At 50.8% G+C, this 24,167-nt stretch carries 21 protein-coding genes; 14 read left to right on the top strand and 7 right to left on the bottom strand.

The genetic code is table 11. The features are described from left to right. Positions 1–16 precede the first annotated feature (16 nt). The 3 genes from aroA to ACFSW8_RS00530 form a co-directional block, all read right to left on the bottom strand. Entirely contained in the window at positions 17–1,303 is a 1,287-nt protein-coding gene (gene aroA, locus ACFSW8_RS00540) for a 3-phosphoshikimate 1-carboxyvinyltransferase (RefSeq protein ID WP_377091255.1), read from the bottom strand. Positions 1,304–1,325: 22 nt separating this feature from the next. After that, on the bottom strand, positions 1,326–2,168 hold the full coding sequence (locus ACFSW8_RS00535) for a prephenate dehydrogenase (protein ID WP_377091256.1): 843 nt from the start codon (positions 2,166–2,168) through the stop codon (positions 1,326–1,328). Between the two features lie 78 nt (positions 2,169–2,246). Continuing rightward, positions 2,247–2,627 carry a hypothetical protein gene (locus ACFSW8_RS00530; RefSeq protein WP_377177180.1) on the bottom strand — a complete coding sequence of 127 codons (381 nt, stop codon included), beginning with the start codon at positions 2,625–2,627 and terminating at the stop codon, positions 2,247–2,249. 214 nt (positions 2,628–2,841) lie between these two features. Between ACFSW8_RS00530 and ACFSW8_RS00525 the strand changes: the two genes are divergently transcribed. Together ACFSW8_RS00525 and ACFSW8_RS00520 are read left to right on the top strand one after the other, a co-directional pair. Then, a complete protein-coding gene (locus tag ACFSW8_RS00525; protein ID WP_377091258.1) occupies positions 2,842–3,918 on the top strand; it encodes a LuxE/PaaK family acyltransferase in 1,077 nt (358 codons plus the stop codon). A gap of 49 nt (positions 3,919–3,967) precedes the next feature. After that, complete coding sequence (locus tag ACFSW8_RS00520) at positions 3,968–4,543, top strand: hypothetical protein (RefSeq protein WP_377177178.1); 576 nt, start codon at positions 3,968–3,970, stop codon at positions 4,541–4,543. Here the strand turns inward: ACFSW8_RS00520 and ACFSW8_RS00515 are convergent. From ACFSW8_RS00515 to ACFSW8_RS00505, 3 genes are all read right to left on the bottom strand, one after another. Next, on the bottom strand, positions 4,540–4,902 hold the full coding sequence (locus ACFSW8_RS00515; RefSeq protein ID WP_377091260.1) for a SpoIIAA family protein: 363 nt from the start codon (positions 4,900–4,902) through the stop codon (positions 4,540–4,542). The genes ACFSW8_RS00520 and ACFSW8_RS00515 overlap by 4 nt on opposite strands. Before the next feature lie 422 nt (positions 4,903–5,324). Beyond that, on the bottom strand, positions 5,325–7,001 hold the full coding sequence (locus tag ACFSW8_RS00510) for a glutamine--tRNA ligase/YqeY domain fusion protein (protein ID WP_377091262.1): 1,677 nt from the start codon (positions 6,999–7,001) through the stop codon (positions 5,325–5,327). Between the two features lie 165 nt (positions 7,002–7,166). Continuing rightward, positions 7,167–7,826: a hypothetical protein gene (locus tag ACFSW8_RS00505; RefSeq protein WP_377177176.1), complete on the bottom strand. Its 660-nt coding sequence runs from the start codon at positions 7,824–7,826 to the stop codon at positions 7,167–7,169. Between the two features lie 75 nt (positions 7,827–7,901). Between ACFSW8_RS00505 and ACFSW8_RS00500 the strand changes: the two genes are divergently transcribed. Both ACFSW8_RS00500 and ACFSW8_RS00495 read left to right on the top strand, forming a co-directional pair. After that, positions 7,902–8,774 carry an alpha/beta hydrolase gene (locus ACFSW8_RS00500; protein ID WP_377091264.1) on the top strand — a complete coding sequence of 291 codons (873 nt, stop codon included), beginning with the start codon at positions 7,902–7,904 and terminating at the stop codon, positions 8,772–8,774. A gap of 71 nt (positions 8,775–8,845) precedes the next feature. Next, the gene (locus tag ACFSW8_RS00495; protein ID WP_377177174.1) at positions 8,846–9,193 is read left to right on the top strand and encodes a hypothetical protein; all 348 of its coding nucleotides are present in this window, start codon (positions 8,846–8,848) and stop codon (positions 9,191–9,193) included. 3 nt (positions 9,194–9,196) lie between these two features. Here the strand turns inward: ACFSW8_RS00495 and ACFSW8_RS00490 are convergent, their stop codons facing one another. Beyond that, a complete protein-coding gene (locus tag ACFSW8_RS00490) occupies positions 9,197–9,574 on the bottom strand; it encodes a hypothetical protein (RefSeq protein WP_377091266.1) in 378 nt (125 codons plus the stop codon). A gap of 50 nt (positions 9,575–9,624) precedes the next feature. Here ACFSW8_RS00490 and ACFSW8_RS00485 point away from each other — a divergent pair, with 50 nt between their 5' ends. The 10 genes from ACFSW8_RS00485 (at position 9,625) to ACFSW8_RS00440 (ending at position 24,159) form a co-directional block, all read left to right on the top strand. Then, entirely contained in the window at positions 9,625–10,875 is a 1,251-nt protein-coding gene (locus ACFSW8_RS00485) for a class I SAM-dependent RNA methyltransferase (RefSeq protein ID WP_377091267.1), read from the top strand. Positions 10,876–10,887: 12 nt separating this feature from the next. Next, positions 10,888–11,358, top strand: a complete 471-nt coding sequence (locus ACFSW8_RS00480; protein ID WP_377091268.1) for a low molecular weight protein-tyrosine-phosphatase — start codon at positions 10,888–10,890, stop codon at positions 11,356–11,358. 129 nt (positions 11,359–11,487) lie between these two features. Then, positions 11,488–12,213, top strand: a complete 726-nt coding sequence (locus ACFSW8_RS00475; protein WP_377177172.1) for a YdjY domain-containing protein — start codon at positions 11,488–11,490, stop codon at positions 12,211–12,213. Between the two features lie 8 nt (positions 12,214–12,221). Then, positions 12,222–13,385 (top strand): prenyltransferase/squalene oxidase repeat-containing protein, encoded by a 1,164-nt coding sequence (locus ACFSW8_RS00470; RefSeq protein ID WP_377091270.1) that lies wholly within the window; start codon positions 12,222–12,224, stop codon positions 13,383–13,385. Positions 13,386–13,409: 24 nt separating this feature from the next. Continuing rightward, positions 13,410–13,862 (top strand): DUF2750 domain-containing protein, encoded by a 453-nt coding sequence (locus ACFSW8_RS00465; protein ID WP_377091271.1) that lies wholly within the window; start codon positions 13,410–13,412, stop codon positions 13,860–13,862. Positions 13,863–13,945: 83 nt separating this feature from the next. Beyond that, on the top strand, positions 13,946–14,233 hold the full coding sequence (gene gatC / locus ACFSW8_RS00460) for an Asp-tRNA(Asn)/Glu-tRNA(Gln) amidotransferase subunit GatC (protein WP_377091272.1): 288 nt from the start codon (positions 13,946–13,948) through the stop codon (positions 14,231–14,233). A gap of 56 nt (positions 14,234–14,289) precedes the next feature. After that, complete coding sequence (gene gatA, locus ACFSW8_RS00455) at positions 14,290–15,711, top strand: Asp-tRNA(Asn)/Glu-tRNA(Gln) amidotransferase subunit GatA (protein WP_377091273.1); 1,422 nt, start codon at positions 14,290–14,292, stop codon at positions 15,709–15,711. Positions 15,712–15,907: 196 nt separating this feature from the next. Then, complete coding sequence (locus ACFSW8_RS00450; protein WP_377091275.1) at positions 15,908–18,994, top strand: toll/interleukin-1 receptor domain-containing protein; 3,087 nt, start codon at positions 15,908–15,910, stop codon at positions 18,992–18,994. 116 nt (positions 18,995–19,110) lie between these two features. Further along, on the top strand, positions 19,111–21,090 hold the full coding sequence (locus ACFSW8_RS00445) for a hypothetical protein (protein WP_377091276.1): 1,980 nt from the start codon (positions 19,111–19,113) through the stop codon (positions 21,088–21,090). A 9-nt stretch (positions 21,091–21,099) separates the two neighbouring features. Next, complete coding sequence (locus ACFSW8_RS00440; RefSeq protein WP_377091277.1) at positions 21,100–24,159, top strand: toll/interleukin-1 receptor domain-containing protein; 3,060 nt, start codon at positions 21,100–21,102, stop codon at positions 24,157–24,159. Positions 24,160–24,167: the final 8 nt, after the last annotated feature.

Here is a 24,167-nt window from a genome sequence, read left to right as displayed (position 1 = left end):
TCTTCAATTCTCACCCCTATCGCTCGCTAACACTTTCCAATCTCTCAAAGAAATCTGGAAAAGTCTTCGCCGTACACCCTGGATCATTAATCGTCACACCACACTCAGGGTCCAATGCAACTAAGGAAAAACACATCGCAATCCGATGGTCGTCATAGGTGTCAATCGCTGCATGCTGAATCTGCGCTGGCGGTGTCACCTCTATGAAATCTTCACCCTCGACTACCTCAGCACCCACTTTACGTAATTCCGTGGCCATCGCAAACAAGCGATCAGTTTCTTTCACCCGCCAATTATAAATGTTTCGAATCGCTGTCGTTCCCTCGGCAAACAACGCCGCCGTCGCAATAGTCATCGCAGCATCCGGAATGTGATTCATATCTTGGTCTACAGCTTTCAGAACACTCCCTTCCACAATCAAATATTCATCGTACCACTCCACCTTCGCCCCCATATCTTCGAGCACCTTCGCAAAGGCTACATCGCCTTGAACACTCTTCTTCCCAATCCCCGTCACCTTGATGCGACCACCTTTGATCGCTCCAGCTGCCAAGAAATACGATGCCGAAGAAGCATCCCCCTCCACCATAAACTTACCAGGTGATCGGTACTTCTGGCCGGACTTCACCACAAAACTCTTATAATCCTGGTTGTCTACCTCTACTCCAAATTGCGACATAATTGAGGTCGTGATGTCGATGTAGGGCTTGGAAACCAAATCACCTACAATCTCAATCTCCATGTCGCTCTCAGCATAAGGGGCTGACATCAATAACGCCGTCAAAAATTGGCTAGAGATCGTGCCATCAATCTTGACCTTCCCACCCTTAAGCCCATTCGCCTTGATCAACAATGGTGGATAACCCTCGTTCTTCAAGTACGTGATGTCACATCCCATCGAGTGAAGTGCATCCACTAAATCGCCAATCGGACGCTCTTCCATCCGCTCAATCCCAGTCAATGTAAACTCACCCCGACCTAAAGTCATCGCTCCCGCCAACGAACGCATCGCTGTTCCTGCATTGCCTAAAAATAACTCCAGCGTCTCTCCTGACCCTAATGGACGCCCTAAACCTTTCATCACACACCTTGTCCCCTCATCCTTTAACTCATACTCTACCCCCAATGCTGATAATGCCTCTAACATGCGTTGCACGTCATCGCTGTCCAACAAATTGGTGATTTCTGTAGTACCTTCCGCTAAGGCTGCTAACAAAAGAGCTCTGTTAGAAAGACTCTTTGAGCCTGGCATGTTGACCTCGCCATTGATGCGATTGATCGGGTCTAGTGTGATGGATTCCATGATCTTGCTGATAAAAATAAAATTAAATAAGTGAGCGTCTCTCCTTTGCCTCATCTAAATAGGCATACATTTTCTCTCGGTCCTCTTTCTCCAACCAGTCCATGAGTTGAACCAAGTCCGCAATGCTCTCACGCATAGAACGCTGTAATGCATCTCGATTCTCCATAAGGATCTCCGTCCATAATCCCGGGTCGCCACCAGCCACACGGGTCGTGTCGCGCATCCCCCCACCACAAAGCTCTGCAATGTCCTCATAAGCCAAACCTACCGTTGCTCCAACTGAGGCCAAAATATGAGGGAAGTGACTCACACGAGCCACCGCATAATCGTGGTCCTCAGCACTCATCCTACGAGTCTTACAACCCAACTTCTGCCAGAAGTTCTCTAACTCAAGCACCTTTTCTTCAGCAACCCCTGACTCATTAGTTACCAAACAAGTAGCTCCATCTACTAAATCAACCTTCGCAGCCTCCATCCCAGTCTTCTCAGAACCAGCCATCGGATGACTTCCTATGAATTCAATACAAGTTCCCTCAAGCAATGGCCCAATCTCGTGATGCGGCAAACGCTTCACACTTCCCACATCAGTCAGGATCATCGGTCTCTCCCCACCCATTGCCACCATTTTCTCCACCAATACCTTCATCACCCCCACCGGTGTTGCCAAAATACACAAATCCGTCCCAGTTACCGCCTCCTCCAGAGACGTCGTCACCAGCTCAATCCCCATTTCCTTAGCGCACTCCAGTGGCGCCTCACGCCGCCCCCATAAAACGAGCTCGCACTCTGGCATAAGCTTCTGCACAGCCAGTGCTATTGAGCCCCCGAGCAGGCCAGGTCCAAGAATGGAAACGCGTTTGATCATTGCGCACCGATATAAAAAGCGCCGAGCCTAATTTGCAAGGCTCGGCGCACTAAAAATTGATTTACTCTTCTCTACGGCTTAAGGCACACGGAATTTGTGTGTCTTGTCGCTGTCATAGGGGTCACGTACCAACGTTCCTGACGGAATACCACGCACATCCACTTGGTTCTTTGTGTAAGGATTGAAAACAAAACCTTGCTTACCTGGAACCTTGCTCGCATACGGATAAGTCGTTGGTCCAGCCGGCGCGCCTGTTCCACCTGTCATGTTCGGATCAGTTGTCGGTAACTGGCCGTTAGCCGGATCTGATGGCAATCCGTTGTTCTCCAATCGCTGACGCGCTTCTTCAAGCTGTCTCTGACCTTCGTCATTAATCACTGTCTCATCCTTTGGTGCCGGCGGAGCTACAGGCTGGTTTGGCTTTTGCGGTTCGTAGGGCGGGTAGTAACAAGAGGTCATAAGACCACTGATGACTACAGAGAGCAGAGCGAAAATAGAAATTTTCATAATGGCTAGGCTTGTTTGATCAGAGTAGTTTGTTGGACAACAGCATAAACTGTTAAGCTGCAAAAGCAGCACTGAACCCAGTTTTGCCCCAAGCTTAGATAAAGTCAAGCAGTCGCGTGCAAAAAACTTAGCCATTTTCTCCACTTCTATAGGACTTGCACTCACCATGCGCTTCCCTTTTACTCCTATTCTCTACGCTATCCCACAACACATCATGCCAGACTATCAGCTCCTTCTAGCAGAAATCGATTGCTTCATTAGAAGCCCACATCGCTCCCAGCATGATTTTGATTCCCTCGCACTGCTACTACATGGCTACCAAAAAGCCAACAATCCAAACTACGCAGCGCTCTGCCATCAAAGCAAAGCCCATGCCCACAACGACATCCCAGCACTCACAACCGATGCCTTTAAATTCCATTCTCCTCCCAGCTGCCTCACCGACAAGCAGATCGCTACAACATTCATGACCTCCGGAACCACCGGTGAAATGCGTGGAAAGCACCACTTCCGAGACACCACTCTCTACGAAACCTCCATCATAGAATGTTGGAAAAACCTCAAACTCCCAAAAATCAACACACTCCTCATTCTCACCCCCACTCCCCATGAAGCGCCGCATTCTTCGCTCGCACACATGATGGAAACTCTGCGCACCCACCTAAGTCCCAGCGCAAACTACCTCATAAACCAAGACACCATCTACCTTCAACTTCTGAAAGATACCGTCGCTTCCGGCAAACCAGTAACCCTGCTTGGTACTGCCCTCGCCTTCCTCAACCTCTTCGAACAACTCGACCAGCCACTCTCCCTCCCACCTGGCTCTTGGGCAATGGAAACAGGCGGCTACAAAGGTAGTGGCCGAGATCTCAACAAACAAAACCTCTATCAACAATTCCAATCATTTCTCTCCCTCCCCCCCGACTCGATTTGGAACGAATATTCCATGACTGAGCTCAGTTCACAGTTTTACACCCACGGCCTCGACCGCCCTCACAATGCCCCCCATTGGACCAAAATCTCAGTCATCGACCCCGAAACCGACCTGCCTGTGAACCCCGGAGACTCCGGCTACCTCGTCATCCACGACCTTGCTAATATTGATTCGGTTGCCAAAATCCGCACCCAAGACATAGCCATCTATCACGACGAAAGAACCTTCACTCTAATCGGTCGTGACCCCTCAGCCCTCCCTCGAGGTTGCTCACGCTCGATCGATGAAGCTCTGAATGCTAGTGAGTAATTCTCTTTACCTAGCCACTATCCTAGCATACCTCTCTCTGCGTCCATCTATGCACCCATACGAAAACATTCCTCTCAATGTCGCAGGCTACCTTGTTGCAGCCTGGCTGATCCTCTCCCATGTCTGGATGTTAGTGAAGACTGATGATGCTATCGAATTCCTCAAAAAGTTCCCTCGCAACCATCTCGCTGGAGCAATTCTCATGGCCATTGGTATGTTTTGGTTTTGGCTTCTCATCGTCCCCTTCAAGTCCCCCATCGGTATGGACCTCGGCGAATTTAACGGTGCCAAAAATATTCTCCTCCTCGCAGTCCCTGTGGTTGCTTACCTTATGATCACCAGTGTCAAAGAATTCTTGGCTGTCCGCGGCCTCGGCGTCGTATGCCTTATGGCTGCAGCACCACTCCTAGCCGCAGCTTTCCAAGAGCAAGCAACAGGCAAGCTCCTCATCCCAATCTTCTCCTACGCCATGCTGACAGCTGGCCTTTTCTTCGTAGGCATGCCCTACCTCATGCGCGATGGCATCACCTGGGCAACCGCAAGCTCAGGCAAATTTAAACTCCTCGCACTGGGCGGCCTCCTCTACGGAATAGCCACCCTCGCTTGCGCAATTCTTTACTACTAGTCCTCTAGCCAGCTCAAGCCCGCTCCCTTTTCTGCATAGGGGAAGCGCTTGATCTCCGCCGAAACAAAATGCTGAGCAATCTTCGGCAAAATGTCGGCAAACTTTGTGTCTGTCACCAACGCTACTTTCTCAATCTCCTGGTGATGGTCTCTCACAAAACGCATGTGCCCAATAAAACCCTCAAAATCTTCCCAACCTGGAAATGTGGCGATGTGTATCATCAAGCCCTGAAGCTTAGCATGCCCCTCTAAATAAGCATCCACCGCCTCAGTCAATTTCTCGAAATCCGATGCACTCAGCGCACCATCTGGCTCCACAATCACAATCCCTTTGCTCGGTAGTATAGTTGTCTCTATCATAAATATAAAAAGTCAACTGCTAGACTACACCGCTCAGAAAGCATTTGGCTACAAAAAATGCTCCCTACGCCTACAGCAATAAGGAGCGTGGAATACGCTTTATGAGAAAATTCCCCTAGTTCTATGCAGCTTGCAGAGGCTTTGCTCCCGCGCTGGCCACCGCCCTCACTAGGAAATCAAAACCTCCACCAGATCTGGCTAGCTTATACCATTGAGCGAAACGGAATGGACGCATGGTCGGAATGAGCTTACAGAATCTCAAGGCGGAGTGCAGGAGCCCCGCACACGCGGGACAACTGAACGACAACGATGACCTTCTGTAAGGTAATCCGATTTACTCTTAACTCTAAAATCGCGAAGCGCAAACTTCACAAGACTGTACCACACTCCATTCGTCTATTCCGCGTCGAGAGATGGTATCACTACTTCTTTGCCCAAGAATCGCGTAAACCTACCGTGCGGTTAAACACAGAATTGCCACCCGCACTGTGCTCTTCGCTGTCTGCACAGAAATACCCCACACGCTCAAACTGATACACAGTTCCTGGAGCTGCTTCAGATAAACTTGGCTCTAACTTTGCATTTCCCTTCACCTCCAAACTCTCCTCGTTCAAACACCCCATGAAGCCGCCTTCATAAGCGTCCGGGCTCTCCTCAGTGAAGAGTCGATCGTACAAACGCACTTCAGCATCGACAGCATGCGCTGCACTCACCCAATGGATCGCCGCCTTACACTTCACACCCTCCGGTGGGCTCTGGCCAATCGTTCCAGGAATAAACTCAACATGCACTTCTGTCACATTGCCTTCACTATCAGTCTCGTGGCTCACATACTGGACAATGTAGCCACCGCGTAACCGCACAGCTCTGCCCGGCCCCAAACGAAAATACTTCTTCGGCGGGTCTTCCATAAAGTCATCACGTTCGATGTAGAATTCCTTACCCAATGGCACCTTACGCGTACCTGCATCCGCATCTTCAGGGTTATTCTGGCATTCCATTTCTTCAACTGTGTCCCCATCCCAGTTATCAATTACCACTTTCAGTGGGTCTAACACAGCCATACGGCGCTGTGCCACTTTGTTGAGATGCGCTCTAAGCTCAAACTCCAACAAGGCAACATCTGTCGTGGCGTTGAATTTCGTGACGCCTACCTTCTGAATAAAGGAACGAATGGACTCAGGTGTATACCCTCTGCGGCGCATTCCTGAGAGAGTCGGTAGACGCGGGTCGTCCCATCCACTCACGATGCCTTCCTCGACCAACTGCAGAAGCTTACGCTTACTCATCACGGTGTAGGTCAGGTTCAATCTGGAAAATTCAATCTGCCTCGGAGTTGCCGGCGTCGGACAATTTTCTACCACCCAATCGTAAAGTGGTCTGTGATCCTCAAATTCCAAAGAACACAAGGAATGGGTAATCTTCTCTTTCGCATCCTCGAGTGGGTGAGCGAAATCATACATCGGATAGATCTTCCATTTGTCCCCCGTGTTGTGATGCCCGACATTCAGAACACGGTAGATTGCAGGGTCGCGCAAGTTCATGTTGCGAGATGCCATATCAATCTTTGCTCTTAACACTGCCCCTCCAGCCTCAAAGCCGCCATCGCGCATCTTCTCGAACAACACTAAGTTCTCCTCAGGACTCGTGTCTCGATAGGGTGAATCGGTTCCCGGAGTATTCACATTCCCTCTGGCAGCGCGCATCTCCTCCACCGACTGAAGATCTACATACGCCTTGCCTGCCTCTATCAAATGCACCGCACATTCATAAAAATAATCAAAGTAATCCGATGCAAAATAAAGATTCTCTCCCCAATCAAACCCCAACCATGCCACATCTTTCTTGATGCTCTCTACATACTCAGTGTCCTCCTTAATGGGATTGGTATCATCAAACCTCAAATGACAACGCGCACCACTTCCCACATTCTCTTGAGCAATTCCAAAGTTAATACAAATCGCCTTTGCGTGCCCGATATGAAGATACCCATTGGGCTCCGGTGGAAATCGGGTGATCGTGGTGTCATGCTTTCCACTGGCTAGATCTTCGGCAATGATCTCGCGGATAAAGTCTTTTTTGTCTTCAGAGTTGCTCATGCGTACTTCGTGATAATCGTTGGCGCTTTCATGCTGTAATTTCCCTTCGCATGCAACCCCTATCAGAAGCTAAAAGCACGCGATTCCGAGTCAATGAACGAAATTCCCCCCTCATCTCCCTCCCCATCTCACCCCTCCCCCATCCTGACACTAATGAACTCAGTATCACTCACGTGAATACGCCCATTTCCCCACCTTCACAAGCTGGCCACCATACCCGCTTGCTGGATAATTCTGTAAGGGGAAATACAAGAACTCGTCGAAATTGATTCCGCCACTAGGTGCCGGCACCCGTAACACCCAGGGGTTCCCACTAAAATATTTCGCATCTTCCCCCACACTGTAGCGATACTCTGGATAAGCCATCATCCCTGTACTAGGCACAGCATCGATATACTCTGGCACCAAATCCACCAATGACTCCGGCGGATACCCTTTAGTCTCCTCATAGCTATGCACCGCCTCCACCAAGACCATGCTGCGCTCAGCCAAGCCCTCAAATGCCATCTTCCTCACATTATTCCCCACCACAAAACCCACCAGACTCGCAGCCAAAAAACACACACTCAGCAATAACCACGCCACTGTCGCCTTGCGCCACTTCTTAAAAATCAAAAAAAAGGGCAGCACCACCACACCCAATAAAGCGGCAAAACAGCCAAATACAAAAATCATTTTGAACCACAAAAACACATCAGACCCAATGGGACTCACGGCGAGGTAATCAAAGAGAACAATGGCTGGAGCGGCCGCGACAACCCACCACCACAACTTTCGCGTGTGTGGAGATCTCAAGCTCGCAGCTAATACAGTCTGGATTGGCATAACACTAACCTCGACCCTCATTATATCTGGATATCTCCAACTTTTCACGTACATTTCACCAATCTCTTCTCACTAATGGATACTCTTCCTAGCTTTGACACCACCCCACTCCCCTACCAAAGCTGGGGCAACCTCTCATCCCCGAACCAAGTTATCATCGCACTCCACGGGTTCTGTGGAGCCTCCGCAGATTTTACCAATTGGGCCAATATCTGCACCCAACAAAACCCCAATCTCGCCATCTATGCTCTCAACTTACGTGGCCAAGGCTTTGACCCGGTAGTCAACCGCCGTGGAGACATCCCCACACACCACGACTGGCTGCGCGACCTCTGGCATGCCACTAAAACTCTCAAAATCAAACCCCCCCATGCCGAATGTATCTGGGCCGGGGAATCGCTCGGAGCCATTATCGCGTGCCACGCCCTCACCCATGCCACGCACCACGTCCGATGCGACCGCCTCATCCTCCTATCTCCGGTCATTAGTCTCGACCACCTCGTCCCCCAATGGATGCAATCACTCGCTACCTGCATCGCAAAAATTCAGCCAGAACGCCGCATCCCTCTATCACTCATTGCCAGCAACCAAAACCTCCAGGTCAGCCATCACCCAACTAACCACGCGAGCCAATCAGCCACCAACGCCTGGCATGTCGATAGCTTTTCCCTGCGCTTTCTCGCAGCCGTCCAGCGTCTTATCTCCCAGATGCCTTCTCTCTCCCACCAGATTTCCATTCCTCTCCTAGTGGTTAATGGTGGGCAGGACTTCTTCCTTCCCGTCGAAACGATAGAATCGTGGCTAGCTCATCTGCCAGAAACCACCCCACTCACCCACCACTACTTCTCAGAAAGCTACCACCTCCTACTCTACGACCACCGAGCCGACACCATCGCTCAGTGCTGTGCAGATTGGATCTCCCCTCCACCACAGGTTCCAGAGATGTGAGGAATACAAATTGTGATGTTAGGCACTTTCCTATTGCCTCATCACCAGATTCTCGTAAGCATCCCGACACCATGATGAAGTCGCTCTACCTATTGCCACTTGCTACTGCCACTTGCCTCCTCAACAGCTGCGGCAACATGAATGACCCCATCTACTACGACGGCAAACCCACTCCCGCCCAAAATACTGCCAATCAACCCGCCCCCACTGTCGTCCAAAATACTCAAGCTACACCAGCCCACACGCACACAAACCCACCAGTGAGCGCGCCGACCAAACGCCCCACCGGCTTGAGAAAAACCGGCCCCTACATGCAACCCGACGTCTTCGGCATGCCCAATAAAGAAGACCTTAAAGAAACTGCAACCTCTACCAAAGGAAGCGCCGGCAACCAAGGGCTCAGCGTCCCTAGCCAATAACCGTCATCGACGGATCACGATGTTTAAACTCGATCCACGGTAACTCGGCCGACAATACGATCGATAGTAGCCACCACTCGTGCAGTAACTACGCGTGTAGTAATTCGGCCAGCACCCATAGCCAAAACCGTAGCCAAACACATACGGGCTGTTATAATAAATGGCACGTCCTCTGATACGTGACTTGCGAAAAATTCTTCTAGCATCCCAGTGGTAAGCTTCATGCACTAGGAGCTCATTGGCAGCCTTGTGCTCCTCTTTCTCCTCCTTCTCCATCTGCGTCACCTTGACCACATTCCCCTCCGCATCATACCACTGCACCTCCTGTGCTTGGCTCGCGCCCAGTCCTAGACCAATGATCAATAAATAAAAGACTTTCATTCCTCACCAAGATACACCAAACCCACTGGGAAACGAATCATTTTCTCAGCATGCGCCCACACAAGAAATTTGTCCCATTCCCATTCGAATACCACCAAGAGATCGATGTCACTATCGAATCACTCTCGAATCTGGGCGTTGGTATCGCAAAGGTGGATATTCCCTCCTCCGAAACCCCAGCAGAAACGACCAAGTGGGTCGTCTTCGTCCCCTTCGCACTTCCGGGCGACACAGTCCGTGCACGCATCTTCCGCAATGACAACAATTGCTCCCAAGGCGACCTTATCGAAATCCTTACCCCCTCACCACACCGAATCGATCCCAAATGCCCCCTCTTCGGGGAATGCGGTGGCTGCCAATACCAACACGTCGACTACCCAACCCAACTCGAATGGAAAACCCGCCAAGTCGCTGAGCTTCTCAAACACATGGCCAATATCGACCACGAGGTCAAACCCGCCATCCCATCTCCACGCCAGTGGAATTATCGTTCCAAACTTACCCCTCACTTCAATAAACCCAAAAATGGTAAAATTGAAGCCATCGGCTTCCTCAGAAATGGCCGACGCAATAGCATCTTAGACGTCCCCCAATGCCCCATCGCCATGGAGGAAATTAACGACGCTCTCCCACAGCTGCGTAAAGAAGCTCAGCAAAATGCGAAACAATACAAAAAAGGCGTCACCATGCTCATGCGTGCCACCGAAGGCCGCGTCGAAACCAATAACCGCGCCATAGCTACCGAACACGTCGGCGACCTCTCATTCAATTTCCTCGCTGGAGACTTTTTCCAAAATAACCCCTTCATTCTCCCAGCGTTCACGGAATACGTCGCCAAACATGCATCCATGCACGGAGCCAATTTCCTCGTCGACGCCTACTGCGGGTCCGGCCTCTTCGCCCTCACTCTCGCCTCAAGCTTCCAACAAGTGGCCGGTGTCGAAGTCTCAGAAACAGCCGCCGACTGGGCCCGCGCCAATGCCCGCCAAAATAATATCGAAAATGCCACATTCCTGGCCTCCAGCGCCGAAGCCATCTTCGCAGATATTGACTTCCCCGCCGACCAAACCGCTGTCGTGATCGACCCCCCACGCAAAGGCTGCAACGAAGAATTCCTCAACCAACTCTTTGCCTTCGGCCCCTCGCGCTGCGTCTACGTGTCCTGTAACCCATCCACCCAAATGCGTGACCTCCAGCATTTCATCCAAGCAGGCTACATCCTTGAAGAAGTCCAACCCTTCGACCTCTTCCCCCAAACCCGCCACCTCGAATGCGTCGCCGTCCTGCGCAAAGGTGAATAGCCCCGCTGATTGATGAAAATCCTCTTTGTCTGCCTGGGTAATATCTGCCGCTCACCTGCTGGCGAAAATGTCCTGCGCCACATCCTCACCCAACAACACCTCACCGATCGTTGCTCCATCGACTCCGCCGGTACCGCCGCCTGGCATACAGGTAAAGGCCCAGACGCGCGGATGACAACAACCCTCCAAAAACGTGGAATCCCCGTGACGGGAAAAGCACGCCAAATCACCCCCGCCGACCTCGAGTCATTTGACCTCATCCTCACAATGGATGACGAAAATTACCACAACGTACTCAAGCTCAAACCATCCGACGCACAGCGTCAAAAAATCCAAAAGTTCACCTGCTACTGCCAACACCACTCCCAATCCGAGGTGCCAGATCCCTACTATGGGGGACAAGACGGATTTGACTTGGTCGTAGACATGCTCGAAGATGGCTGTCAGGAACTCATCCAGAGATTCCTCACCTCACGTGATTGAGATTTCTTCACATTTCCTCTAATATCTCGCTCTAGACTGACGTTCTTTGTCTGACAAAGAACTTTGTCACACTTTCTAGCTTGCGCCATTAGCTTGTTAGAGCAACCTATATCCTACCTCAGACATCCCATGAAGCCCATCCTCGCTCTCGCATTCAGCATCGTTTCCGGCACCCTCCTCGCAGGGAACGCCCCTGAACCCCCTCCCGCAAAAATGCCGGAAAAACCCGATGTCAAAAAAATAGGTGAAAACCTCTACCAGCTGGGCAAAATCACCTTCGATAGTCAAAAGAAAGCAATCTCCTTCACCGCCACTCTCGAACACAACGAAGTCCTTATCGAATACCTCCTCACCTCCCCAGAAGGAAAAATCCACGAGGCCCTCTTCGTAACAGAAATCTCCCCTTTCAACCTCAACGTCGCCATGAAGCTCCTCGGCTATAAAGAGTCAAAGGAGCTGTTTCAAATCCTTGACGAAAACTACCGACCCACTGGCAAATATTACGCCTCAACCAAGGAACAAAAGCAAAACTCACGCTTCAAAGTCACCGCGTCCTGGAAACTCGATGGCAAAGATGCCAGCTACGATGTCACCAAGTTGCTCGAAAATGCCAAAACCCAAGACGACATGCCAGATGCGCCTTGGATCTACTCAGGGTCATACATGATTAATGGCGAGTACAAACCCAATGTCAGTGGCGACCTCATCGCTGTCTTTACCGACCGATCCGCCATTGCGAGCTACTCAGGTGAAGGCCGTGACAACGACGAACTCTGGATCCCTAGAAAGAAAATTCTTCCTCCTCTTGGATCCAAAGTTACCCTAACAATCACACAGACAAAACTAAACAACTAATTGAAATTATGAAGCTATTCGCATCGACCTTCAAAACCAGTGCCATCGCTCTGGTCGCAGCGAGTTCCTCACTCGTCGCTGCCGAAAATTCACAAGCTCCCTACCTCTCTCTCAAGTTAGAAATGGAGCATGCTATCACCAAAGGCAACCAGTACCTTAAATCGACCCAAGATGAAAAAGGCTTCTGGAAAAATGATAAAATCCCCGCCTACACAGCCCTCGCTCTCACTGCCGCCCGCCGCTCACCCAATGAGGACGACGCCTCGGCTCCTCATGTGAAGAAAGGCTACGAGTGGCTCATCGCCCAACAGCATAAAGACGGCGGAATCTACGTCAAAGGCCTCGCCACCTACAATACCTCTACCAGCCTCATGGCCCTCTCCGCTTCAGGGGACCCAGCTCACAAAGAGAACATCCTCAGCGCACGCCGCTTCCTGATCAACCTCCAACAAGACTGGGACATCAAAGGCGAAACCGATAATCCAAACGACGGCGGCATCGGCTACGGCGGATCCTACCCACACTCAGATATGTCCAATACCTACCTGGCTATCGAGGCACTTAAACTCTCAGAGGCATACGCCAAAGACTCCGCAAAACGCCAGCCAGAACTTAACTGGGATGCCGCCATCCAATTCATTTCGCGCACCCAGAACCTCGAGGAAACCAACGACCAAGAAGGAATCAGCAACGATGGTTCCTTCGTCTACTTCCCTGGTAACTCAAAAGCAGGTACCCAAAAAGATAAAGACGGACGCGAAACCCTCCGCGGATATGGCTCCATGTCCTACGCTGGACTTCTCTCCTTTATCTACGCCGACCTCGACGAAGATGATGTCCGTGTCAAAGCCGTAAAACAATGGCTCAATGACAACTACACCCTCGAAGAAAACCCAGGACTCGGCGAACAAGGGCTCTTCTACTACTACCACGTCATGGCAAAAGCTCTCACAGCTGCCGGTATCGATACCCTCAAAACCAAAGACGGGTCCGAACACGATTGGCGCAAAGCCCTCGCCACACGTGTCCTAACATCCCAACAAAAAGATGGTTCATGGGTTAACGAGAATGCACGTTGGTGGGAAAACGAACCAGAACTCGTCACCTCCTACGCCGTCCTCACCCTCGAACAAATCTATCACTCCATCCCACAACCACTTAAAGGCAAGTAAACTCAGCCTCTATTCAACAAAACCATGGCCTTTCCGATCAGCAAAGCTCAACGCGAACACGTCAGTAAACTCACTGCGCCCGAGCGACATTTCTACTTCATAGATAAAGTCACTGATAGGAAAGAGCTATGGACTTTGAAGTCTTCTAACGAACTTCTCCTCTTCAAAGACGCCGAGGGGAAGCTCTGCATTCCAGTCTGGCCACACCCAGATTTCACTCAGGCCCTTGCCAAAGGTGACTTCCGTAAGGCTGTTGCAACCCGCATCGACCTCGGCACCTTCCTCTCAAACACCCTCACATCCTGCGCCCAACAGGATCTCAATATCCTTGTCTTTCCAGTGAGCTCAAAACTTGGCGCCCCTGTCTCAGCGGAAGCCCTCCGCTCCGAAATTAACGACGCCCTCGCTACCGAGAAGCCCACCCGCAGTATTCTTGATATCCCAGAGCTTCCTGAGGACTTCATCCCTCAGCCATAAGCACCCACTTTTTATTGCCCATTTGAGCAAAACATCTCCCATTCAGCCTTGATCAATGCCCCTCGCTTGATCATCTTGCCGCCATGGCAACTGAACACATCGACGTCAACTACGTGGCTAACTTGGCTCGTGTCGAACTCACTCCCGAAGAAGCGGAAACATTCGGCAAACAACTCGACGAAATCCTTGGCTATATCGATAAACTCTCCGAGCTCGACGTAGAAGGGATTGAACCCACCGCACACGCATCACCTGTGTTCGACCGTATCCGTGAAGACATCGCCAAGCCAGGCCTCTCACGCGAGGACTTCCTCGATAATGCCCCCGATACCGCAAATGACCAACTCCGTGTCCCTAAAGTCATCGAATAGAACTGATTCATCTAGCTGGTCTGCCCACTGAAAACTGCAAACTGAATACTTTCCAAATGCTTTCTACAGAATCTATCACCTCACTCCGTAGCAAACTAAGCGCCGGGGAAATCACCCCACTCGATATCATCGACGCGCTTGAAGCTTCTATCAATGAAAAGGATGCATCCATCGGCGGCTACATCCACTTCGACTTCGATGCCGCTCGCGAAGAAGCTAAAAATGCTGACCTCTCCCTCCCACTCGGAGGTATCCCCATTGCCATTAAAGACAATATTAACGTCAAAGGTCAGCCACTCACCTGTGCCTCCAAATTCCTCGAGGGCGCCTTCACCTCTCCCTACGACGCCACCGTCATTACCAAACTCCGCGCCGCAGGTGCCATCCCACTCGGACGCACCAACCTAGATGAGTTCGCCATGGGCTCAACTTCCGGTAACTCAGCCATCAAACCAACAAACAACCCGGCCGATTTAGAACGCGTGCCAGGTGGTTCCTCGGGTGGCTCCGCTGCCGTCGTCGCAGCTGACACAGCTATCGCCGCTCTCGGCTCAGACACCGGTGGTTCCATCCGCCAACCCGCATCGCACTGCGGCATCGTGGGACTCAAACCATCCTACGGACGCATCTCACGCTACGGCCTCGTAGCCTTCGCATCCTCCTTAGACCAAATTGGTCCCATGACCAAATCCGTAGATGATGCTGCGCTCCTACTCAACGCAATCACCGGCCACGACCCAGCGGATTCTACCTCGCTTGACGATGACCATACCGACTTCACCAAAGATATCGGCCAAGGTGTCGCAGGCATGAAACTCGGTGTCCCAAAAGAATACTTCAGCGACTCCATCGATCCAGCCGTCAAAGCCATCTTCGATGAAACTGCTGCCAAACTCGAAGCCGCAGGTGCGGAACTCGTACCGATTTCCCTCCCGCACACCGAGTACGCAGTCGCGACCTACTACATCATCGCTCCAGCGGAAGCCTCCTCAAACCTCTCACGCTTCGATGGGATCCGCTACGGTAACCGTGCTGAGAACCCCGAGAACCTCATCGACCTCTATCGTAAATCGCGCGCCCAAGGCTTCGGACCTGAAGTCAAACGCCGGATCATCCTCGGCACATACGTTCTCTCTTCAGGCTACTACGATGCCTACTACACGAAAGCCCAAAAAGTCCGCACGCTCATCCGTAAAGACTTTACCGATGCCTTCGCATCTGTTGACGCCATCCTCTCCCCAGTTGCTCCTACCGCTGCACCAAAACATGGAGAAAATGCCGACGACCCACTCCAAGAATACCTCGCCGATATCTGCACCATCGCAGCGAACCTCGCAGGTATCCCTGGCATCTCAGTCCCCGCTGGCGAAATCACATCAGATGCTGGTACCCAACTTCCTGTTGGTCTCCAAATCCTTGGACCAGACCTCGGTGAAGCCACCATCCTCAAAGTCGCAAAGACTGTCGAAGGACTCTAACTCGAACCACCAAGCCCCTGCTTGGCAGACCAACTATTTCACAAAAGCGAAGGGCTCTGGCTCTTCGCTTTTTTGTGTTTTCCGTGACTCTTTTGTTAGCCAGAACCTAACAAGATTTAGTCCTTACACATCACTTCTAGCAGTCTTAACACTTTTTCTTTAACCCCTATCACTTTCTACTCATACTCCGTGAGTCATGCAGTCGAGCAAAGCTGGAGCAGAAAAAAAATACTGGGCCTTTATCTCCTACTCATCGAAAGACAAAAAATGGGGGCAATGGCTGCACCGAAACCTTGAGCGCTACCCCATCCCGAAAGAACTCCAAGGCTCTATCCTATTCGATGGAGCCATTCTCGGTAAAAACCTCAGACCAATTTTCCGCGATCGCGACGAACTATCCGGGTCGGCAGACCTCGGGCCAGCTCTTGAAAATGCCCTCCAGCAATCACGCTACCTCGTCGTTTTATGCTCGAAGCATTCCGCTAACTCGACCTGGGTAAACAAGGAGATCGAAGACTTTAAAGCAATGGGTGGTGAAAAAAATATTCTCGCCCTCATCCTAGACGGTGAACCAAACGCAGGCGATTCAGAGGAATGTTTTCCTCCTGCTCTTCGCTACCCAACCGAGCCCTTAGCCGGTGACTTGCGAAAAAATGGCGACGGCAAGGAACGGGGCTTACTCAAAATTGTAGCTGGTGCTGCACAACTCGATTTCGACAGCCTCTATCGACGCCACGAGCGAGCCCAACGAAAAAAACGTATCGTCTACGGTGCCCTTGCTGCCTCAATTATGGCGGCATTGGCCTGCCTATCGATCTTCGCACTCCAGCAAAGATCCCATGCACAGAAGAATGCCGAAGCGGCGACAGCTGCAAAAATCGAAGCTGAGTCCAATGAAAAGCGTGCTCAAAAAACTCTCGTAAGCAGTTACCTAGATCGAGGCCGCCAATCATTTGTGGAGGGCTCGGCAGCCGAATCGCTGGCCTTCTTCAACGAAGCTCGAAAGATCACCCCTGAAGTCTCCGGCATCGACCTGATGATGGCTGATTCATGGGCTCAACTTTCCCCCTTGAAGGCTGAGATTGGAGGCGAGATGAGGAAGATCTCCCAACTTGCTTTCTCAGCAGAGAACACCTCTCTTGCCATTCAGGATTTACATGGAGGCATAAGACGCTTTGACCTGTTCCCCGTTAGCCTCACTCTTGAGAGCCATCAGTTCAATCACTACAAGCCCGCCCCCCTCCTTTTTCCCTCAACCCCATTTCTTACTGGGTTCTTCCAACAAACAGATCCAGAAAACCCTAGCAACATCACACGAGAAATTCGCAAGTATGATTGGCATGCCAATACGCTTTCCGGAGTCATTCCATACCCTAAAGAGCTAACCGAGCCCGACCTCATCGTTGCAAGCCCGACAGGAAAGTTTGTAGCAACCTACACTCAGAGTTATGATAAACAGGCTGAGAACATCGTAAACATATGGAACCAAAACTCCTCTGATCCCCTCCTGGCTCAATTCTCAATCAAAGAATCGCCACGCAACTTTCATTGGTTCTTCAGTGCGGATGAACGCACACTCGTGCAACTCAGATATTCAGGAAGTGTCTTTGAGGTAACCTTTCGAGATGCCTCCACTGGCACCCATCTTCGTAGCTTCCCACTCAATTCAAGACCCGAAGCAAAAACCGTCTATTCTAACAAGATCTGCATTGGCCTTCACAACGGTGAAATAATTGAGTTTCAACGCGACCAAGAAATCACCAAGCGTTCCCCAGCTACTAGGGTAATCTCACAACTCGGCACCCTACAGTATGCCTCAGACGGAAAGCAACTTCTCGCTGGTGGCGCAATGGGAAACCTCGTCCTTTACAATACTGACGACTTCTCGATCGCATACCAAATCGGGCGTCAACAACTCGATGGCGTGATTCAACATGTAGCTCTATCTAAAAGCGGACGCTTCATTTCTGTGGCTCACAAATCTCAGGTCTCGGTTTTCGACACATCTTCACCTGAGCGCTATGGTCTATTTTCATGGACTGGAAGTGAAGCTTCCATCACGCGTTTTTCTGATGACGACTCCCTATTAGCTGCAGGTAGCGACAACGGCAACATACGCATATGGGAACTGCAGCAACAAGTCAGCGCATACCGTTCTCACAAGACTACTGGTGAATCCAATTTATCTGACCCTGCCACTATTGAAGACACTCAACATCTTGTGAAGGGGAATGAACTTTACCAGCTAGACCTAGCATCTGGTTCTTTGAACAAGCTGACTAGCACACAGGGAACAGTCACAGCCATCTCGCCCAGTAAAAAACTCGTTCAATTTGGAGGTTCCATCCCTCCTCCCAGCATCAAAAATTACAAATCAGGAAAGATCCTCACAGCTCCATGGAACTCTGGTGCAGTGAACGTCTTTCTTGAGCCAAACTCTCCCGCCGAAGGCGTTATTTTCCAAAATAACGGGGAGGTTCGCGCATACTCACTTGCTCCAGAATTTCTACCGAACATACATCGCTCGACACTAATTCAAGGAGCCCCCTTCTCCATTGTTTCCGACGACAAAGCACCCAAGCTCTGCGCTAGCTACGAAGACGGTCAGATCCTCGAGTGCCAAATTTCCACAGAAGGCATAGCGAATACAAAACTCCACCGACTACCAGGTTCAGAAGTGACTCCCCCGACGCTCCACGAGCTGAAGAACCACCTCCTACTGCTCACTCTCAATAATCAGATGGCAATCTACGACCTAGGTAAGAAGTCCTTAACTACCTTGCCTCGCCGTGGTCTTCGTAGTGGAAAACTATTTACTTCTAACAACGAACTATCAGTCCTATCAATCGACAGTTATGGCAAACTTGAAACATGGAGCTCTGAGGGTGAGCTGCTAGCAAACACCTCATCTCCTGTCACCCGAGGTACGGAACTCTCAAGTCTAACCAATCCTAGAGTAGCGGGAAACACTATCCTTGTAGACTCAAACACAGCATACACCACCTTTGGAAATCAACTCTACCTTTGGTCGCTTCCCGAACTCTTACTCATTTGGCGCTCTCCAGCCCTCAGCCCCTTTCAAGAGGAGCTCTGTCTGAGGGCCGTCGTGGACTCACAAAATATGGTACTACTTACGGATCACCCTCCAGGCTATGGTCAGAGTTTCTCCACAGTGATCACAGTCTTCCCACCGACATTAGTCCCGCAGATCAAAGAAACGGAAAACTACCTCTCCGAGACCACTGGCATCAAATTCATTGAGGGGAGAATCATCAAGAAATAATAGCCAAAGACAGTATTGCTAACTATCGGCTTCGTTTTTCTTCAGAACCTTGGCCTCTAACCTCACAGAATTCAGTGGTTGCACGGTAAACGAATGCTCACTAATTTGTGTTAGCCATGTCAGATAAAAACGACCTCCCTCCCATGCCCGACTGGGTGAACGAAACCTGTTCTACTCTCGGACTGACTGAAAGTAATGCGCCTAACGAAATTCTCCACCGAGCTGGAGATGTCGCTGACCGTCTAGCACCTGACACTCGCCGCATGTGGACATGGATTCTAGCATTCCAAGGTGCTGCCGTTCTCATCCCTCTATTCTGGTTGCTAGTTGTGCGAGAGCGTTGGGAGGTCTCTTACACCGCCTTTGCGGTAACCTCCTGCACCCTCTTTATGATCGGTATCTGTTGGTGGCTCCGCTGGAGAGGGATGCAGCATAGTTGGATTCGCACCCGCCTTATCACTGAAATTGCCCGCTCTGCCGAAATCACCCATGGGACCTCCCCTGAAGCTACTATCCAAGCTCTCAATAATTCCCCTAGCCTCCAACCCATTGCCCAATGGACGCTCGCGGGCACTCATTCACAAAACCTCCCAATTGAAGAACAAAAACAAAAGTACCTAACAGGCCGCATCGAGGACCAACTCGCATACTATCGAGGAAAACGCTCAGACGCCACCCGCGAACGCAAGCAACTAAGTAAAGTAGTTACCATCTCACTCGATGCAGCACTTTTCATGGCTGTCGCAGGCCTCGCTATTGCCTTACGCCCTGAATCCACCCGCTGGCTCCAATACTCAAATTCTGACTACATGCTAGGATTTGTTGGAGCAGCCCTTCCACTCGTCGCCATTCTCGCTCAGTTACGAGGCTTCTACTTTGACATCGACCGCAGAGTAGGCCGCTATGCTCAACAGATCGAGTATTTGTCCAGAGCTAAGGAACTCGTTACTGAGGCTAGCTCAGAAGATGAACTGCACGAGCATATCACAGAAACTGAACGATGCCTGCTCGGTGAAGTCGTAGAATGGTTCTACAAAGCGGAACACAGCGAACCCTACTACCGCGCTCAAACCCAAGAAAGTAAACAAGACAACGCACGCGAGCTCGCCATCGGGGCTGAACCCACTCTATTCAAACGCATTGTTAGAGGAATGAGCATCAGTGCTGGCTTTGTTGGCCGTGTGATCATCGGCCGTGTACTCGTAGTCGCCCTATCTGTTGTCGTCACAACCGCCCTCATTCACTATAAGCGAGCCCCCGAGGACCCAAGAATCCATTCCTCACTCAGTCAAGACGATGGCCGTCTACTCTCCCCAGTCGATTCATCTCCTTACAAAGCATGGGAACCCACCCCTGAGGCCACTCAAGTAGGCTTCGTCCTCATCGCTCACGGCCTTCATGACGGTGTCGAAATGGAAGCTACCGGCGAACATTGGATGACTCAAATGCACTTGGCACTGCACGCCAATGGTCAAGCAGCCAAACGCCAAAGCCCCGACATCTGCCTCGTCGACTGGAACCATGCCGCCGTCCCTTCTAGCCACCCAAGTGGAAGTCTCGACAGCCTCGGGCTCGACCTTATTGGCATGCCCGAAGAGGCTGCTAGCATGTTAGCTGATATCTCAATGATCCGCTCGCGCGGCGAACAAATCGGCGAACTCGTGGGCTTCAAAATCGCACGTGCAATCCGCAACGGCACACTCAAGCGAGACCAACCAATGCACTTCATCGGACATAGCGCCGGTGGCTTCGTCGTTCTCAACGCAGCAAGAGTGCTTATCGACCTAGGTCTCGCTCCCGATGATCTCAGAATCACGATGTTAGACACCCCCCTCCCAGTAAAAGAACATCTCGCTGAAGTGGCAAAGTCCTATCCAGTAGACTTCTACTGCACCTCGGCCTTTGCCAAAGGTGTACCTGAGAACGGCTTCGATGGACTTAAGTTCTCACGCTTTGACATCTCACCTCCAGCGGGAACTGACCCGTATAAAGCTGCACATTCCTACGCATGGCGCTGGTTCATTGACTCCATCGGAGCCTCCAACATCAAGGAAGGTTTCAGTCGCTCTAGCTTCGCCACCTCTACCAACAACTAACACCTAACAATGTCCGATTTAAATAGCACACGTTACTGGGCATTCATTTCCTATTCTTCCAAGGACCGCAAGTGGGGTCAATGGCTCCACAAGCGCCTCGAGTCATTTCCCATCCCCAAAGAATTTCAAGGCACCGAGCTCTTTGATGGAGCAGTTCTTGGTAAAAATTTGCGCCCTATTTTCCGTGATCGCGACGAACTATCTGGCTCCTCCGATTTAGGCCCAGCCATTGCGGCAGCTCTCGAAGATTCACGTTACCTCATCGTGCTCTGTTCTCCCAACTCAGCAAAATCGGAATGGGTCAATAAGGAGATCGAGGACTTCAAAGCGCTAGGAAAAGAAAAGCATATCCTCGCACTTATTCTTGAGGGTGAACCAAATGCGACTTCTAACACCGAGATCAACAACGACCTCGAATGCTTTCCCCCAGCCCTACGCTACCCGACCGAACCACTAGCCGGAGACCTACGCAAAGAAGGAGACGGTAAGGAGCGTGGTTTCCTCAAGGTGGTTTCCGGCATTTCACAGCTAGACTTTGATAAACTCTACCGCCGGCACGAGCGCGCCCAGCGCCGCAAGCGCATCATACTCTCAGCTGCTGCGCTGCTAATCATCACCGCACTAACAGCTCTCTCCTTATTTGCGTTCGAGCAGAAGGAAATTGCTAACGTCGAGAGGAATAACGCCCTAGCTCAGACCAAAGTAGCCAAAACTCAGACTGCTATAGCTAAGACCAATGAACAATTAGCTCTAGAGGCTAATAAAGCCAAGCAGCGACAGCTTCATGAAGCCTCAATGCGCGCATGGAATGAGGCGGAAAAAAGCTACAGTGCCGCACGTCCACAAGAAGCCTTAGCTTACTTAGCTGCAGGCATGCGTAGCGCTCCAGACAACACGGACTTGGCAAGCTTTGCTGGCACTATCATTGGAGCCTCTCAATTCCCCTTCAGAACGCTACAAATGGAACATCCTGTGGCGAATGTCGCGTTTCATCAGGACAAAGAAGAAATTATCATAGCCGAACTCATTTATTCTGAAGCGACACGTTACAGCCTTTGGGATCCTATCAAGGTCAGCAAGCTCGACGAAGTCGTTGTACTAACAGGAAATGAAATCAGCAGTGAACAGCTCAGTAAGCACCCTTGGCTAAGCTCAGCTCCACCAACCCGAGTCTCAAACAACTCTGAGAATGATCAACTTGTTCCTCTCACCTCACCTGCTGGTCTCAGACAAGCTACCGCCAACTATGAACAAATCACACTTCGTGGTGAAGGTGTTTCATGGGATCATCCATGGTGCCACTACGACGACGAGACGGGAGAGAGCCGATACAAACTTCCAAATACGAGTTGGCCAGCTGGATACGCCTGGAACTACGATGGCACGCGCCTTGTTTCAGCCCATGGTTACATCGATGCTGTGGCTGAACAAAAAGCGGGGCAGGTTATCCTTTGGGATTTCCGCCAAGCTCTGGCGGCTTCATTACTTCCCGATGGCGACACACGTACGAATCATGATCCTCGGCTTGAAGTTGACTCGGAGGAATTCTCGCTCAGAGAAATCGAAGGTGAAACTGACGGCAACTTAGCACTATACCGTAGAAGCTCCACAACACCCTTGTGGACACTACCGAAGCCTAAAGACTCACAGCACCTCAGCTCCAAGCTCTTCGCTGATCTAAATGAAGTCGTCATCGTCTCTACCCCAAAAGCTCTCTACGACAAAGGTCTGGGAGAAGATCGCACCGAACTCCTTCAAGACGTCACGATCACTTTACAACGTCGAGCTCTGGATTCAGGGAAAATCATAGCCGAAGCCACCCTCACGCTGGGACAGATGAAACTTGGCTGGGCCGGTACAATTGAGATTGAGCGTCACCCTAACAAAAATGCTTACGCCATTTTAGGAAGCACTTTCTTGATAGGCTGGGACAACAGCAATGATACCACTACACTCGCAGACTCACTTGGCCCCTATGACCGCATCGGTTGGCCTGGTGACATGCTCTTCTCACCAGATGGATCGACACTACTTGTGGGGCTTCACCGCAAGCTACTTCGCCTAAGTTGGCCTGAATTGAAGCTACTCAACCCTCCTGAATACCACGACTCCATAGTCAGTGCTCTAGCGATCAATAAGGATGCCACTCTCCTACTCAGCGCATCAGGCTTCGGAGACGGGGCGGGTTCCTCAGGTTACGCGCAACTCTGGAAGCTCCCTGAGCTTATTCCCATAGGTCAAAGACTCTCTCATAGAGATCAAGTGACACAGGTCGCTTTCCTCGGTGAGGGAGACCTATTCATCAGCGTGAGTGAAAGCCCCGAGGGCAGCCAATTCAGATTGTGGAGTTCTAGCAGCGCTCTCCCTCTCACACCTCATATCACGCCCCCCGCAGGTTCCGGCCAGTCCTGGCTCACGTTCCATTCATTCAAGGATGGGCCTCTCGCTACTTTAACAACAACGGGAGGAGTTGATGCCTTCGGAAATGGACAATTTAACACCTCTTTGATAAGGCCGAAATCAACAGTCCCAGAGTGGTTTTATAACTACTTTATCCCTCTAGTTGCTGGCAAAGAGTTTACTACTGAGGGTTCGATCACGCTGCTGTCACCAGACCAGCTTCATCAATACAATGAGAAAGTTTCTGAAGCTCTATCCATTGAGAACCCCAATGAAGACCCTGCCTATAAACTGTTAGCTCAATGGTTCCTAACACATCCTTCTCAACGAGCTGTCACCCCTGGTTCATCAACCGACATTGACGCATTTCTTGAAAACTACTTCTTCAAACCGATGCGCTCTGGAGAGCTTCAATTTGCGAAAGACTGCTGCATGAACATAGACTTGAGCCACCCCCTACTGCATATCCATCTCGCTCTTTTCGAGAAAGATCCAAAAAAACAACGCCAACTCATGGGCATTAGCTACACACTCATTTCACGCCCTATTAACGAGACGATATACGGCAAACAACGGTGGCACGAACAACTGCGAACGTGTCAGAAATTGTTGCGCAAAATGAAACAAAATTCGGCGGCAGATGAACTCGAAAAAGTGATAAACAACTAGCATACTAC

Origin of the sequence: Rubritalea tangerina, assembly GCF_042683245.1 — a bacterium.
Classification (GTDB): domain Bacteria; phylum Verrucomicrobiota; class Verrucomicrobiia; order Verrucomicrobiales; family Akkermansiaceae; genus Rubritalea; species Rubritalea tangerina.
The sequence above is the reverse complement of the archived record's forward strand: the minus strand, read 5'-3'. Positions and strand labels throughout refer to the sequence as shown.